Consider the following 15,307-nt stretch of genomic DNA (forward strand, 5'->3'; position numbering starts at 1 on the left):
AAACGGTCAGAGCCTGCAACGATACATTGTTAGTTAAATACCACTATAACTGTGTATTGAGTGCAAGCTAAAGCCCCTTTTTGGGACGCGGACTAGTTTTTTTAAGGGGAGATTAAGATGCCAAAAGGCACAGGTAAGCAATTAGCACAAAATAAAAAAGCATATCATGACTATTTTATAGAAGAAACGTTTGAAGCGGGCATCGTGTTGCAAGGAACAGAAATTAAATCCATTCGTGCTGGAAAAGCGAATCTTAAAGATTCCTTTGCGAAAATTGATAGAGGAGAACTCTATTTACACAATATGCATGTCAGTCCGTATGAGCAGGGAAACCGTTATAACCATGATCCGCTCCGTACGAGAAAGCTTTTACTGCACCGTAAAGAAATTAATAAGCTGATTGGGGAAACGAAAGAAACAGGCTACACCATTGTTCCTTTGAAAGTCTATTTGAAAAATGGTTTTGCCAAAGTTCTAATCGGACTTGGTAAAGGGAAGAAACAATATGATAAGCGGGAAGATTTGAAAAGGAAAGAAGCCAAACGTGATATTGAACGTGCATTTCGAGATCGGCAAAAGATGTAGGGATTTACAAAACTTTTATTGTGTTATAACGTTACCATTAACCATGAAGGCTAAATCGTGTAGTGCGCTACACTTACCTAATCACAATGGTGGCGGTGCGAAGCCGGATTTTTTTGCTATATTAATAAAATAAGCACATCTTCTAGATAGTGGGCTTTTTAATAAGTTGCGAAGACCCGCCCTATGTCAGCTTACAAAACCTTACAATTGATTTTCCTTTGGAATCTGCTATAATAAATCTTGTACCGACGATGACAACTGAATATCAGCAAACAAGCTGACGATTCATCTCTCGTACGCTCCATTCTTATACTTGGGGACGCTACGGATTCGACAGGGATAGTTCGAGCTTAGGTTGCGAGTCGAGGGGATCGGCCTCGTTAAAACGTCAACGCCTATAACTGGCAAACAAAACAACAACTTCGCTTTCGCTGCTTAATAACAGTCGATAGCGGTTCCTCCCTCCATGGCCCATGTGGTAGGGTAAGGGACTCACTCTAAGTGGGCTACGCCGGATTCCACCGTCTGAGGAAGAAGGAAGAGACTAAACAGACTAGCTGCTCTGCCGCCTGTCGATAGGCAAATGAGTAAGCGAAACAATAATATGTCGACTACACTCGTAGAAGCTTAAGTGCCGTTATGTCTGGACGTGGGTTCGATTCCCACCGTCTCCACCAAATACATAATGTTGGTGGCTAAATACGAATAGATACACGGACTTGCCGATTACGGTAAGTCCGTTTTTAGTTTAGCATGACGATCTTGGGATAATGAAGATCGGCAAAAATAATTTGTTAGAACGGTCGTTAGTGAACTAACGATGATCTGAATATGTGACTTATGCTTAAATTATCAGTTGAGTTCTAAACTGGTTATTTTTTATGAGTAACTTTGATGAAATGGTAAATCAGTTTTAACATTTTCTTTGAAAAATGTCTACCGTATAATATCCGCGTTTTGCCCGCAGGACCCCATCTATGGAGAGTAATTTACTCCGGAAGCTTGACGGTTTAGTCAAACAAAGAGGGTATGAAAATCGCTCGGAAGCGGTTCGAGACCTTGTGAGAGATGCTCTTATTCAACATTCATGGGAAAAGGATGAACAAATTGTTGCGGGAAGCATCATTTTATTTTATGACCATCACCAAAAAAATCTACTAGATGACCTTACAAAAATCCAACATGGTATGTGTGATAGGGCTGGTAATAGCATAAATGATTATAAGAATAAAATGATAAAAATTCTTAGCCAAATATTAAACAACATTTATTTAAGTTGCTAAGACCCGCCCTATGTCCGCTTACAAAACCTTACAATTGATTTTCCTTTGGAATCTGCTATAATAAATCTTGTACCGATGATGACAACTGAATATCAGCAAACAAGCTGACGATTCATCTCTCGTACGCTCCATTCTTATACTTGGGGACGCTACGGATTCGACAGGGATAGTTCGAGCTTAGGTTGCGAGTCGAGGGGATCGGCCTCGTTAAAACGTCAACGCCTATAACTGGCAAACAAAACAACAACTTCGCTTTCGCTGCTTAATAACAGTCGATAGCGGTTCCTCCCTCCATGGCCCATGTGGTAGGGTAAGGGACTCACTCTAAGTGGGCTACGCCGGATTCCACCGTCTGAGGAAGAAGGAAGAGACTAAACAGACTAGCTGCTCTGCCGCCTGTCGATAGGCAAACGAGTAAGTGAAACAATAATATGTCGACTACACTCGTAGAAGCTTAAGTGCCGTTATGTCTGGACGTGGGTTCGATTCCCACCGTCTCCACCAAATACATACGGTGGAATTACTATTATATTAATGTGACATAAAGCATAAATTTTCCGTTTGGAAGGTTTATGCTTTATTTTATTTTAGGAAAGTTTATGCTGGATTCAAACTGTTATTTTCCATTTTTTTATTCCAGAGAAGATACTCAAGATGATAAAAATCAATATGAAAAAAACTCTTAGGGTGTGGATTTGAAATAAAGTTCGATAATTTGTTAAAAGGTTTGATCAAAAGTCCTGTATTGATATGCAGGTTTTTTTCTTGTTCAGCAATCGGTCCAGATTGTTTAATAAAGGAATGTTAGATATTTAAATGAAGATCTTAGTTATTCATAATGAAACTTGATTAAATGGTTTGAAAGCCAAAAAGACATTCTTTGAAAGAATGTCTTATACTAATTATTTAACATTTTACTGTTTCCATATACTTTTTAATTATGTGTACATGAAGTTTAATTAAACTTCATAAAGGATTTCTATACCTTTCAATGATAAAGTCAATAAAATATCTGCTTGCTATTGGCAATACTCTTTTGTCCTTGTATGCCAGACTAATTGTACGAACAACAGATGGGGAAATTGCTTTCGTTACAACATTATATTGTTACTGTGTTACTTGAGATATAGCTTTTTAAAATGAATGATGTAGTACGACAACATCATTATGTGAATCAATTCACATACAAAAAGAGGTGCTGAAATAGGTTTTACTTACAATGATGTTAACGTTTACAATTAGAACCAAGAAGGAGGTGAGAATTAAGAGTTTGCTCCATAAGGCCAGTCAAGGGATGCTTCGCTATTCTCCGCAAAGTTTGTGAACTTTTTTAAGAAAAGCGCTTAATAACGGGACAAGGTTTCTTTCTTTACCGTTGTTATTTCGCATAATCCTGACGCTACCCCTCGAAGGAACAGTTACTAATCATGAATCCTTTAATAAGAGTATTGCTAAGAATAATAGGAATATCCTGTTTCAATATACAAATATTTTTATAATCCCATATTTTATCTTTATAATCGTTTTTATGCCATAATCAACGTTAATAGTTTTTGTATATATATGAAAAAAGTCTATGTAAAATCCCTCTTAATACGTTTATTGAAGCGTTTTACATCTATTATTCTGGATAACTTTTTATCAAAATGAATTTTATTCTATTTACAATTGCTATAAAATCTATTAAACTTCTATTGACGAAGTGTTAAGAAATATTATTTTTACAAAAAGTATTCATACATAACATTTTGTCTATCATCAAATTAAATTTAAGTAACACTTTTTATTTCATTCAAGGAGGATTTATAGTAATGCATAATTTACAAGATATTTTAGAAGCTAGGGAATTCATTTTGAGTAAGACAGATTATCGTCCTGCGATTGGTATGATTTTAGGATCAGGATTAGGAAATCTTGCTGATGAAATTGAAAACCCTTTCAAGATTCCTTATAGTGAGATTCCTCACTTTGCAAAGTCTGAAGCAATTGGCCATGCAAACGAATTGGTAATTGGAGAATTAAAGGGAAAGACAGTTGTAGCTATGAAAGGACGCTTCCATTATTATGAGGGATATACTTTAGATGAAGTAACTTTTCCAGTACGTGTAATGAAGGCACTTGGCGTTGAAAAATTACTAATTACAAATGCATGTGGCGCCATCAACACTTCATTCCAACCTGGGGATTTAATGTTAATCACAGATCACTTAAATCTTGTAGCAAACAACCCATTAATCGGACCAAATAACGACGAACTGGGCACACGTTTTCCAGATGTCTCTGAAGTTTACAACAAAGAATTACGCAATAGCGTATTAGAAGTTGCGAAAGAACAAAACATTACCTTACAACAAGGTGTTTATGCTTGGTGGAGTGGACCAGCCTACGAAACTCCAGCTGAAATTCGTATGATTCGTACATTAGGAGCAGATGCTGTAGGTATGTCAACAGTCCCAGAAGCTCTTGTAGCCATTCATGGAAATATGAAAGTACTTGGTATTTCCTGCTTAACAAATATGGCATGTGGAATTTTAGATCAGCCATTAAGTCATGATGAAGTCATTGAAGTGGCTGCTATGGTAAAAGAGAAATTTATCAAATTAGTAAAAGAAACGATTGCAAGAATGTAGGACAATGTATTTTTGCGCTGTGCTTTTGCACATCATCTTAGGAGGAAGTAGAAATGACGATAAAATCACGGCTTAGAATCATGGTTTTTCTTCAATATTTCATTTGGGGAGCTTGGCTTGTTACACTCGGCTCTTATATGATTAATACTTTGAATTTTACTGGAGCACAAGTCGGGCTCGTTTATAGTACAAAAGGACTTGCTGCGCTACTTATGCCAAGTATTGCAGGGATTATTGCGGATCGCTGGGTAAAAGCAAATAGATTATATGGAATCTTTCATTTTCTTGGAGCGATCGCTTTATTCCTGGCCGCACAAGCTTCAGACCCTACGTACATGTTTTGGGTAATGTTCTTTAATGCAATGGTTTACATGCCAACCCAGTCTTTATCTAACGTAATTTCTTACGCTTCTTTAGAAAAAGCAGGACTCGATACAGTAAAAGACTTCCCGCCTGTTCGTGTTTTTGGAACAGTTGGTTTTATTGCCGCGATGTGGGCGATTAGCCTTCTAAGAATTGAATTAAGCAGCATCCAATTATACGTTGCTTCTGGTGCTTCTCTCTTGCTTGCGCTGTATTCATTAACCCTTCCTGACTGTCCACCATCAAAGGTGAAGAAGGATAAGTCATGGGTGAGTCTTTTAGGGCTAGATGCTTTCGTACTATTTAAACAAAAGAGAATGGCTATCTTTTTTCTATTTGCGATGTTATTAGGAGCTGTGCTGCAGATTACCAATACATTTGGAAACCCATTTTTACATGACTTTGGGTTGAATCCTGAGTTCAAGGATAGTTTTGTTGTTAAATACCCATCTATTTTATTATCAATGTCACAGTTTTCAGAAGTATTCTTTATCATTCTTATTCCATTTTTCTTGCGTAAATATGGAATAAAAAAGGTCATGTTAATCAGTATGATCGCATGGACATTACGTTTTGTATTCTTCGCTTATGGAGATCCATCTTCTGAAGGATTTATCTTATTACTATTATCAATGATCGTGTACGGTTGCGCATTTGATTTCTTTAATATTTCTGGCTCGATTTTCGTAGAAAAAGAAGTAGACCCTCGAATTCGTGCAAGCGCGCAAGGCTTATTCATGACAATGGTTAACGGAGTTGGTGCCTATGTAGGCGCAATTGTAAGTGGAAAAGTCGTGGATTATTTCACAGTAGACGGTATAAAGGATTGGCAGAGTATCTGGTTAGTTTTTGCAGCGTATGCGCTCGTTCTTGCAATTGTTTTTGCGGTAAGCTTTAAATACAAACATGATCCTAATGAAATGAAGAATGTTAAGGTAAGTGCTTAATAGTAGTTTTTATCATGTTGTTTCAGATATCTGGAATCGTTTTATGGCGTGAACCTATGTATGATAACAATTCTTAAAATATCAAGTTCCAAAACAATGCATCTTTTTTATAAACGGTTCCATTTTGAAAGCGGAAACACCGAAACAGGAAATTGTTACTCGCTGGTGCAAAATTATCATAATCCAAAAAAGTACGGCTAAAATAGTATATTTCAGCCGTACTTTTTTTGTAGTTATAAGAATATGAGACAAATTCTCTTATAATACCCTATCAATATTCATGGAAGTATCTCTTCAGTGAAATAATCTAACACCATACATCCAGCTCCCTGAGCTACAATATTGTATGCTGCAGTTGATTTAATAATCTGGACACGGCTATTGGGATAATAATTCATTCGCTTTTTTGCTGTTTCAGAGGCCACTTCGTAGAAGAGCGGTTTTGGTACTAGGGTTCCTCCGCAAATTACTATATCAGGGCGTAAAAGGAAAATTAGATTAGTAAGGCCGATGCCAAAATAATAAGCTGCTTCCTTCACTATCTCTAGACAAAGCGGATCTTCCCTCTCTAGGGCATCTAAAATATGGTGAAAATCTATATCTTCCACATCATTAACCTTTTCTTGAAGAAGAGAGATTTTACCACGTTTCATCCGACGGATTACTTCGTTACGAATGGCCGGCAGGCTACTGTATGCCTGCAGACAGCCATATGATCCGCATGAACAACGTTGTCCATGTATATCGACTATAATGTGCCCAAAAGCATCTTCTATTTCGTTTTTATTACTAATCAATCTGCCTTGGAGGATAATGCCGCAGCGAATTCCTATATCACTGGAGACAAAAACTAGATTATCCGTTTCTTTCCAATAGTTATTACGGTATTCAGCTAACGCTGCCAAATTTGTTCCATTATCTAAACATACGAGGGTATTATTTTTTTGTTTTAAATAGTTGACAATGTTTAGGTTTTTCCAACCCTCTGCAGGGAACACATGAGGATTTATGATAACTCCTTGTTCTTGATCAATTGGATCAAGAACTCCGATGCCAATTCCAAGAAATTTTTCCCTTTGAATTTTATGTTTAGCCAGTAGCTCATCGACGCATCGCGACACAAAATTTAAAGTGTACTCTCCCGTACATTGTGAATCCATCTTTAATTTTTCTACGCCCAGGATACCTAAATTTAGATCGAGGAGCAACACTGTCGTGTATAAACTGGTAATTTCTACTCCAATTAAATAATAAGTGTCAGGCTTGATAACGTACATCAAGGGTTTTCGTCCACCACTTGATTCTCCACTTCCACTATCGTATATAAGTCCTTCCTGTACAAGTTCGTCTAGTAAACGTGAACAAGTCGTATGTTTGTATCCAGTCAGTTCAGATAGTGTATTTATCCTCACAGGTCCTAACTTACGAATTAAACTATATAAAAGTTTTAGGCTTTTCGCCTTTGGCGATGTTAAGCCAACAAATTGCCTTAGCATAGATTTCCTCCAAAACATAATTTTAATAAATCACCAATATATTAATATTTTACCCGATTTATTAAAAAAGAAGAAGCTAGGTCTACTATTCTTTTTGTTAAATATGTAAAAAGAACTGTTTTTTTTACTGTTTTTAATGTTAATTAAGATTATTTTTGATATCTTTTTACCAAAATGAATTTTATTCTATTTACAATAGCTATAAAATCAATTAAACTTTTATTGACGAAGTGTTAAGAAACATCAATTTTTACAGAAGGTATTGCATGATTTAACAGTTTGTCTATTAGCAAATTAAGTTTAGATACGTTTATATTCATTCAAGGAGGAATTAGTAATGCACAAAGTACAAGACATCTTAGAAACTAGAGATTTCATTATGAGTAAGACAGATTATCGTCCTATGATTGGAATGATTTTAGGCTCAGGCTTAGGAACTCTTGCTGATGAAATAGAAAACCCTTTCAAAATTCCTTATAGTGAGATTCCTCACTTTGCAAAATCTGAAGCAATTGGCCATGCAAACGAATTGGTAATTGGAGAATTAAAGGGAAAGACTGTAGTAGCCATGAAGGGTCGTTTCCATTATTATGAGGGATTTACTTTAGATGAAGTAACTTTCCCAGTACGTGTAATGAAGGCACTTGGCGTTGAAAAATTAATTATTACAAACGCATGTGGCGCCATCAATACTTCATTTCAACCTGGGGATTTAATGTTAATCACAGATCACTTAAATCTTGTAGCAAACAACCCATTAATCGGACCAAATAACGAAGAACTGGGCACACGTTTTCCAGATGTCTCTGAAGTTTACAACAAAGAATTACGCAATCTTGCTTCTAAGGTAGCTGAAAAACAAAATATTACCTTACAACAAGGTGTTTATGCTTGGTGGAGTGGACCAGCTTACGAAACTCCAGCTGAAATTCGCATGATTCGTACATTAGGAGCAGATGCTGTAGGTATGTCAACAGTCCCAGAAGCTCTTGTAGCTATTCATGGAAATATGAAAGTACTTGGTATTTCTTGCTTAACAAATATGGCATGTGGAATTTTAGATCAACCATTAAGTCATGATGAAGTCATTGAAGTGGCAGGTAGAGTTAGAGCAACATTTGTTGAATTAGTTAAGGGCATTTTAAAAGAAATGTAATAGAGAGAAAAGAAGTAAAGGGTGTTTTACCTCTCTTTACTTCTTTTAAAACTACACTAGAAAAATGAGGTGAGGTTTTGAAAGGTATCATTTACATCATATTAGGAGCCTGTAGCTACGGAGTATTGTCCACTTTTGTAAAGTTAGCTTATAAAGACGGATTTATAGTTAATGATGTTGTTGGAATACAGATGTTCATAGGGGCACTACTGTTATGGGGAGGAGTGCTTTTGGGTAGTAAAAAGCGTACAATCACACATAAGTACTTAAAGCCGAATAAAAAAGAAATTCTGCTGCTGACTGTTGTTGGATCTACAACAGGATTAACAGGAATGTTTTACTATCTTGCCCTCCAATACATTTCTGCTTCATTAGCAATTGTACTTCTGTTTCAATTTACATGGATGGGAGTTTTAATAGAAGCTCTTATAAATCGTAAGATTCCGGGGAAGGGAAAAATACTCTCATTAATTCCCTTATTTATAGGGACACTTAGCGCTACCAATATATTTACAACTGGATTAAGCAGCGTTCATTGGCTCGGATTTTTATATGGGTTCCTAGCAGCTGTGTCGTATACTATCTTTATTCTTCTTAGTGGAAAGGTTGCTGTGCAAGCAAACCCTGTTACAAAAACAGCACTTATGATTTCGGGTGGTTTTGTAATTTGTGCGCTCATCTTACCACCCACGTTTTTTACAAATGGAAAATTACTAATAGAATTAGCTTTGAAGTTTGGCTTTGCCTTAGCTTTTTTTGGCCCATTTTTTTCAACCTTAATGTTTTCCAAAGGAGTTCCACTAATAGGAGCTGGATTAGCATCTATCTTAGGAGCTATGGAGCTTCCTACAGCAATTTTAATGTCTGCAGTTGTATTAAAAGAACATGTAGGAACTTCTCAATATGTAGGTATACTCCTAATTTTAGTTGGTATAGCGTTTCCGGAATTATGGAGAAAAGGTTCCTCTCATATAGGATCTCTTAAGTTTAAAAAAATGAAAGCAGGGTAAGGTCAATTATTTTGATATAAAAAAATAATCAACTCTTTGTTTATCATTATGAAATAAAAACTTTTCTCTTTAAGTATAGATTAGGCAAATGTTGTCGTACCACTAAAAAAGGTTAAGGTTTACATTAGATAAAAAATATAATGAAGTTAATCATTTTTATAAAGTAGATAGAACAGAATGTACGTATCAAACTACTATACATTACTTTCATGAAAAAAGGAGTCCTTCAAAATGAAAACTACTTTAGATTTTAAACGTATATTTTTAATTGTAATGGATTCTGTGGGAATTGGTGAAGCTTCGGATGCTGAGGATTTCCGGGATGAAGGCGCTCATACTTTATTGCACATAGCAGAGGAAATGAACGGGTTGAATATGCCTAATATCGCGAAGTTAGGTTTGAGTAATATCGAAGAAATTCCAGGTATAGAAAAGGCAGAAAATCCATTAGCTTACCATACAAAAATGCAAGAGTCTTCAAATGGTAAGGATACGATGACAGGACACTGGGAGATTATGGGTCTTAATGTTGAAACACCATTCCGTGTGTTCCCAGATGGTTTCCCAGATGTGTTAATTCAAGAGCTTGAAGAAAAAACAGGTCGTAAAGTAATCGGTAATAAACCAGCTAGCGGAACAGGAATTCTAGATGAGCTTGGCGAAGAACATATGAAAACAGGTGCATTAATTGTATACACATCTGCTGATTCTGTTATCCAAATTGCAGCGCATGAAGAAATTGTTTCTCTTGAAGAGCTGTATAAGATTTGTAAAATTGCACGTGAAATGACATTGCGTGAAGAATATATGTTAGGTAGAGTAATCGCGCGTCCATTCTTAGGAGAGCCAGGAAACTTTACAAGAACAGCAAATCGTCATGACTACGCATTAAAGCCATACGAAAGAACGGTAATGAACGAATTAAAAGATTCAGGCTATGATGTATTAGCAATTGGTAAAATTTCAGATATTTATGATGGAGAAGGTGTAACGAAATCTCTCCGTACAGTGTCTAATATGGATGGTATGGATAAGCTTATGGAAACAATCCATACAGATTTTACTGGCTTAAGCTTCTTAAATCTTGTAGATTTTGATGCTTTATTTGGTCACCGAAGAGATCCTATTGGTTACGGAAAAGCGTTAGAAGAGTTCGACGCTAGACTTACAGAAGTGCTAAAAGAATTAAAAGATGATGATTTATTAATGATTACGGCTGATCACGGAAATGATCCAATTCATCACGGAACGGATCATACACGTGAATATGTTCCATTACTTATATATAGTAAGAAAATAAAAGAACCAAAAGAACTTCCAGTAAGCAAAACTTTTTCAGACATTGGAGCAACTATTGCAGATAATTTCAACGTGGTACTACCTAAGTTTGGGAACAGTTTATTATCAAAGTTAAATTAATGCTTTTTTAAATTAAGGAGGAATATTAAATGAATTACAATAAAATAATTGATCATACAATTTTAAAAGCTGATACAACAAAAACGGCTGTAGAAAAGACATTACGTGAAGCATTAGATCATGACTTCGCATCTGTATGTATTAATCCATATTGGGTTCCATTAGCGGCTGAAGTATTGAAAGGTTCTGATGTAAAAGTATGTACAGTAATCGGATTTCCATTAGGGGCTAATACTACTAATACAAAAGTATTTGAAACAAGAGATGCAATAGCAAATGGTGCTAATGAAATTGATATGGTAATTAACATAGGTGAATTAAAAGCGGGTAATTACGATGTAGTCCAAAAAGATATTGAAGCGGTTGTGGAAGAATCAAAAGGTAAAGCGCTTGTTAAAGTAATTATAGAAACTTGTCTATTAACAAAAGAAGAGATTGAAAAAGTAAGTGACATTGTACGTGATTCTGGTGCTGATTTTATTAAAACATCTACAGGCTTTTCAACAGGTGGTGCAACTGTAGAGGGTGTAGCCTTAATGAGAAAACATGTAGGTGAAAATGTAGGTGTTAAAGCTTCTGGCGGTGTTAGAACTCCAGAGATTATGAAAGCAATGGTAGAAGCAGGAGCAACTCGTATTGGTACAAGTAACGGCGTATATTAAATGAAGACAAGTGGGTGAAGCTAATATAAAGTAGTTGGTTCTGGTGCAAAAACTTCAAGACAATTACAATTAATCTCTAAATCTTGGACATACTGATACTATTACTCTAAAAAAGGTGTGTCATCAGTATGTCTAAGGAAAATTTATTTAAATGGAAACATTATCAACCAGAAATTATTCCTCTCACTGTCAGATGGTACCTACGGTACGACCTTAGTTTTCGTAATCTTGTAGAAATGATGGAGGAACGTGGCCTATCAATGGCTCACACAACGATTATGCGTTGGGTACATCAATATGGCCCTGATTTAGATAAGAGAATTCGTCGTCATCTCAAGCAGACCAATGATTCATGGAGAGTAGATGAAACATACATAAAAGTAAAAGGACAATGGATGTATTTGTATCGTGCAGTTGATTCAGAAGGGAATACGATTGATTTTTATCTAAGTGAATTAAGAGATAAACAAGCAGCCAAGTGCTTTTTTAAGAAAGCCTTGGCTACTTGCCATTCTACAACTCCACGTGTGATTACGGTTGATAAGAACCCAGTTTATCCTGTAGCGATTCAAGAGTTAAAAGAAGAAAAAAGTATGCCAGAAGGCATACGAGTACGACAAATACGGTATCTGAACAACATTGTGGAACAAGATCATCGTTTTATAAAAAAACGGGTCCGTTCTATGTTGGGATTGAAACCGTTTCGAACAGCCACCAATATTTTGAGTGGTATCGAAGCTATGCATATGGTTAAAAAAGATCAACCTCATCAACGGGCAAGGTCTGCCCAAAATGAGGTTGAATTCATTCATAAGTTGTTCGGAGTAGCTGCTTAATCCCAAGGTTAACAGGGTATTACCACTCTGTGGTTCTAGTGCATTATTTTCGCACCAGAACCAGCCATTAGGTAATGATGCTGATGTAATTGGCGGCGCTTGGTTGGCGAAAAAGAGGTTTACATTACATTGAGATTAATAATACCATGTTTTTTTGCGATCCAGATGGAAAATTCTTATAGTTCGTAGATCGAGAGCATTAAGAGAACTAACCGAATAATAAGTCTTGAAGGTTTCCGTATAAAAGGAACCATTGAAGGGTACGATAAATACTCAATAGTTGTTAACTCAAATAGAAAACAGTCTACTATTTATATAAACAGTTAAAGGTAATCGGTAATTAGGAGAATTTGTATGATCAAAACTGATTCGGTTACAATCATTAAAAGCGGTATTAAGTAAATTTTATAACAACGGTTGGATTAAAGACTACTACTGGAATAACATTTATATTAAGTTGCTGCGGCAGCTCCCTTTAAACCAAAAGGGAGGTTAATTAAATAAGAATGGATTACAAAAGATCGTCCATTTGAGTCGATCTTTTTCTTGTCACTGTTTCAGATAAAAAGAGTTCCTATTTGAAAGCACGTTGGAACCCAATTTTTAGTGATAATATTTCACGAATTGGAAAGGATAATGTATAGGATAGGAGGGCTTGAGAATGTTTGTGAAAAAGTGTTTAACAGGATTGGTAGTTTTGCTTGCGATGATTGTGTTTGTAAACACTTCAGGCTCAATCGGCGTATTTGCCGATTCCGGTGTCGTAACACAACCTATGGAGACGGTGAAAGATATTGAGGTCGAGATAAACGATGATTACTTTAATCCGAAAGTCATCACTATTTCCAATGGAAGAACGACAACGTTGATATTGAAAAATAAGGGTAAGAAAGAACACACCTTCACGGTGGAAAAACTTGGAATTGATGCTGAAGTCCAGCCGGGAAAAGAAAAAACCATTACCGTGAACCCGGAAAAGCCAGGTACATATGAATTGATATGTCGGTACCATTTCAATGAAGGAATGGTTGGAAATGTAATAGTCAAATAACAAGCAGGGCCAATCGGGCCATGCTTGTTAATAGGCAACAATAGTAACTTGCTTATTAATAATATTATTAAACAAACGGGTGTGTTTGTTGAGAACCAGGAGTTGCTGCGGCAGCTCCCTCTCTATTGTATGAGGGGCAGGTAGGTTGAAGAAGGGAGAAAAAATACCAGCTATTAAAAAACGGTCGTTCATTTTTTAAAATGTACGATTTAGTCTTCCAAATCATCTCGATAAATAGTCCAACAAATTGGTGGGCAATTGCTTATCCATACATCTCATAATTCCTCAATGGCTTCAGCGTGTTTTTGTTTTGATAAGGTCATTCGGTAGATCATGCATTGAAGGTATTAAGTCGAATTATATAGTTTTGAATCACGGAATAATCTCAAAAACAGTACCTTGGTTAAAATCAGTCACATTCATAGAGCCATAAACTCCTAAATATAGTCTGGTTTGATCCAGATTCGTCCCCAAACTAACATAATAAGCTGATTGAGACCCAAAATTATAGTCGGTTTGAATAACATTAAAATCATTTAGTTTACAATCTGTTCTTATCCTAGTATAAGCTAAAACCCCTCTAGCCGGAGATTGAGATTCTTCCTTCAGGGCAAGATCGGTAAACACAACACTTCCTGTTAAAGCGGGGATTCCATTCCCCATATAGGCTTGCACTCCTGTAAGTGCAGTTCCTCCAAATTTACCTGGTCGGGGATCTTTATGAAAATAATTAGTTATAGGCTGAATACGTTTCACTGAAGTAGTTATTGCTTCATTGTAATAAGCAATTGTTTTCTCATCAAAAGTTGGATTTGCAGAGCAGCCCATTATAGTCGCAGTAGGGAAAGCACCTTCCCACGCCCGCCAGCCAAAGTTAATAAATCCTTCTTGGTCAGTTTCAGATTTCATTAAAAAAGCTTGAACAAGCTGGGTAACCGGTATTGTTTTATTCTGAACGAAAGAAAAAATTGACTCTACCACAACCTGTCCGACATTTCCCACATATTTGATATATTGATTATAAAACCTTTGAAATGAAATGCCCGGTATATTCCGAACACCTTTGGCAATCACCGTAAGTGTTTCCTGAATAGGTACGGGAAGTTCATTAAACTGTGTGACTACGGGTGGATTTTGGATAAATGTATTCTTAACTACATCAATTTCAATTATTTTACCGGCGATTTCCATATCATTTTGGCTTAAATTAAATGGATCATAGCCTGATCCACCATCCCCGGTGGTTAAGACAAGTTTTCCTGTTTCAGGTGAAAAATTTAGGCTATTGACACCATTATGATTAAAAAATGGTCTTCTTAAGTTTAGTAATGTCCGTCGTTTTTCAGGTTGACCATTCGATGGTAAAATCCATTCTTCAACTGTATCAATATGATCATATTGAGTTTCTCTATTTATCCATCTTAGATTTAAAGTTCTGGGATCACACGGGTTAGGCCTAAAAGGTTCAGAAAGAGCAGCTGGACCTTGTGTTCCAGCTACTGAATAATGAAGATAAAACAGACCGTTATAATAAAATTCTGGATGAAACGCTAGCCCAAGCAATCCTCGTTCATCATATCCACCAGGAGAAACACCTGGTTCAGAATTACCAAGTTTTACAATTCGCGGGCGAATATCTAAAAAAGTCCTTATAACTCCTTCTCTTATGTAAAAAATCTCTCCTACCTGGGTTGCAATAAATAATGCTTCTTTTGAGTCACCCGGAAGTATCGCTGTTTTCAAAACAGTTGGTAAATTTAGCTTACTTACAATGGGCCGTAAACTAACCTTCACTTTTATCAACAAGTTTACACTCCTTCTAAGTTTTCTTTTATAACAATATGATTAGAACTGTTTTATTAATACCAA

At 36.2% G+C, this 15,307-nt stretch carries 13 protein-coding genes and 2 other RNA genes; 13 read left to right on the plus strand and 2 right to left on the minus strand.

Going from position 1 to position 15,307, the window contains the following annotated elements; translation table 11 throughout:
* The first annotated feature begins 117 nt into the window (after positions 1-117).
* The 6 genes from smpB to HNP81_RS10230 all read left to right on the plus strand — a co-directional run bounded on the left by smpB (position 118) and on the right by HNP81_RS10230 (position 5,808).
* Positions 118-585 carry an SsrA-binding protein SmpB gene (smpB, locus tag HNP81_RS10205; protein WP_028393631.1) on the plus strand — a complete coding sequence of 156 codons (468 nt, stop codon included), beginning with the start codon at positions 118-120 and terminating at the stop codon, positions 583-585.
* A gap of 315 nt (positions 586-900) precedes the next feature.
* Positions 901-1,262, plus strand: a transfer-messenger RNA (tmRNA) gene (ssrA, locus tag HNP81_RS10210).
* Positions 1,263-1,562: 300 nt separating this feature from the next.
* On the plus strand, positions 1,563-1,868 hold the full coding sequence (locus tag HNP81_RS10215; RefSeq protein WP_182502562.1) for a ribbon-helix-helix protein, CopG family: 306 nt from the start codon (positions 1,563-1,565) through the stop codon (positions 1,866-1,868).
* A 142-nt stretch (positions 1,869-2,010) separates the two neighbouring features.
* Positions 2,011-2,372: a transfer-messenger RNA gene (gene ssrA / locus HNP81_RS10220) on the plus strand.
* Between the two features lie 1,307 nt (positions 2,373-3,679).
* Complete coding sequence (locus HNP81_RS10225; protein WP_182502563.1) at positions 3,680-4,498, plus strand: purine-nucleoside phosphorylase; 819 nt, start codon at positions 3,680-3,682, stop codon at positions 4,496-4,498.
* A 53-nt stretch (positions 4,499-4,551) separates the two neighbouring features.
* On the plus strand, positions 4,552-5,808 hold the full coding sequence (locus HNP81_RS10230) for a nucleoside permease (RefSeq protein ID WP_028394005.1): 1,257 nt from the start codon (positions 4,552-4,554) through the stop codon (positions 5,806-5,808).
* A 278-nt stretch (positions 5,809-6,086) separates the two neighbouring features.
* Here the strand turns inward: HNP81_RS10230 and HNP81_RS10235 are convergent, their stop codons facing one another.
* Positions 6,087-7,304: an ROK family transcriptional regulator gene (locus HNP81_RS10235; protein ID WP_028394006.1), complete on the minus strand. Its 1,218-nt coding sequence runs from the start codon at positions 7,302-7,304 to the stop codon at positions 6,087-6,089.
* Positions 7,305-7,641: 337 nt separating this feature from the next.
* On the opposite strand from HNP81_RS10235, the gene HNP81_RS10240 reads away from it, so the two are divergent.
* From HNP81_RS10240 to HNP81_RS10270, 7 genes are all read left to right on the plus strand, one after another.
* The gene (locus HNP81_RS10240; RefSeq protein ID WP_182502564.1) at positions 7,642-8,460 is read left to right on the plus strand and encodes a purine-nucleoside phosphorylase; all 819 of its coding nucleotides are present in this window, start codon (positions 7,642-7,644) and stop codon (positions 8,458-8,460) included.
* A gap of 77 nt (positions 8,461-8,537) precedes the next feature.
* Positions 8,538-9,470 (plus strand): EamA family transporter, encoded by a 933-nt coding sequence (locus HNP81_RS10245; RefSeq protein WP_028394008.1) that lies wholly within the window; start codon positions 8,538-8,540, stop codon positions 9,468-9,470.
* A gap of 231 nt (positions 9,471-9,701) precedes the next feature.
* On the plus strand, positions 9,702-10,889 hold the full coding sequence (gene deoB / locus HNP81_RS10250; RefSeq protein WP_182502565.1) for a phosphopentomutase: 1,188 nt from the start codon (positions 9,702-9,704) through the stop codon (positions 10,887-10,889).
* Positions 10,890-10,918: 29 nt separating this feature from the next.
* Positions 10,919-11,551 carry a deoxyribose-phosphate aldolase gene (deoC, locus tag HNP81_RS10255; protein ID WP_182502566.1) on the plus strand — a complete coding sequence of 211 codons (633 nt, stop codon included), beginning with the start codon at positions 10,919-10,921 and terminating at the stop codon, positions 11,549-11,551.
* A 128-nt stretch (positions 11,552-11,679) separates the two neighbouring features.
* Positions 11,680-12,387 carry an IS6 family transposase gene (locus HNP81_RS10260; protein WP_182502567.1) on the plus strand — a complete coding sequence of 236 codons (708 nt, stop codon included), beginning with the start codon at positions 11,680-11,682 and terminating at the stop codon, positions 12,385-12,387.
* Positions 12,388-12,606: 219 nt separating this feature from the next.
* Positions 12,607-12,714 (plus strand): RNA chaperone Hfq, encoded by a 108-nt coding sequence (locus HNP81_RS24610; protein ID WP_376766740.1) that lies wholly within the window; start codon positions 12,607-12,609, stop codon positions 12,712-12,714.
* 334 nt (positions 12,715-13,048) lie between these two features.
* On the plus strand, positions 13,049-13,438 hold the full coding sequence (locus HNP81_RS10270) for a cupredoxin domain-containing protein (protein WP_182502568.1): 390 nt from the start codon (positions 13,049-13,051) through the stop codon (positions 13,436-13,438).
* A 372-nt stretch (positions 13,439-13,810) separates the two neighbouring features.
* Here the strand turns inward: HNP81_RS10270 and HNP81_RS10275 are convergent, their stop codons facing one another.
* On the minus strand, positions 13,811-15,241 hold the full coding sequence (locus HNP81_RS10275) for a PQQ-dependent sugar dehydrogenase (protein ID WP_182502569.1): 1,431 nt from the start codon (positions 15,239-15,241) through the stop codon (positions 13,811-13,813).
* Positions 15,242-15,307: the final 66 nt, after the last annotated feature.

Origin of the sequence: Peribacillus huizhouensis (genome assembly GCF_014138605.1) — a bacterium.
Classification (GTDB): domain Bacteria; phylum Bacillota; class Bacilli; order Bacillales; family DSM-1321; genus Peribacillus; species Peribacillus huizhouensis.

Bases quoted from the DNA above. Each gene is read 5' to 3' on its own strand.
- smpB (WP_028393631.1), top strand. From the start codon at position 118: ATGCCAAAAGGCACAGGTAAGCAATTAGCACAAAATAAAAAAGCATAT.
- HNP81_RS10215 (WP_182502562.1), top strand. From the start codon at position 1,563: ATGGAGAGTAATTTACTCCGGAAGCTTGACGGTTTAGTCAAACAAAGA.
- HNP81_RS10225 (WP_182502563.1), top strand. From the start codon at position 3,680: ATGCATAATTTACAAGATATTTTAGAAGCTAGGGAATTCATTTTGAGT.
- HNP81_RS10230 (WP_028394005.1), top strand. From the start codon at position 4,552: ATGACGATAAAATCACGGCTTAGAATCATGGTTTTTCTTCAATATTTC.
- HNP81_RS10235 (WP_028394006.1), bottom strand. From the start codon at position 7,304: ATGCTAAGGCAATTTGTTGGCTTAACATCGCCAAAGGCGAAAAGCCTA.
- HNP81_RS10240 (WP_182502564.1), top strand. From the start codon at position 7,642: ATGCACAAAGTACAAGACATCTTAGAAACTAGAGATTTCATTATGAGT.
- deoB (WP_182502565.1), top strand. From the start codon at position 9,702: ATGAAAACTACTTTAGATTTTAAACGTATATTTTTAATTGTAATGGAT.
- deoC (WP_182502566.1), top strand. From the start codon at position 10,919: ATGAATTACAATAAAATAATTGATCATACAATTTTAAAAGCTGATACA.
- HNP81_RS10260 (WP_182502567.1), top strand. From the start codon at position 11,680: ATGTCTAAGGAAAATTTATTTAAATGGAAACATTATCAACCAGAAATT.
- HNP81_RS10270 (WP_182502568.1), top strand. From the start codon at position 13,049: ATGTTTGTGAAAAAGTGTTTAACAGGATTGGTAGTTTTGCTTGCGATG.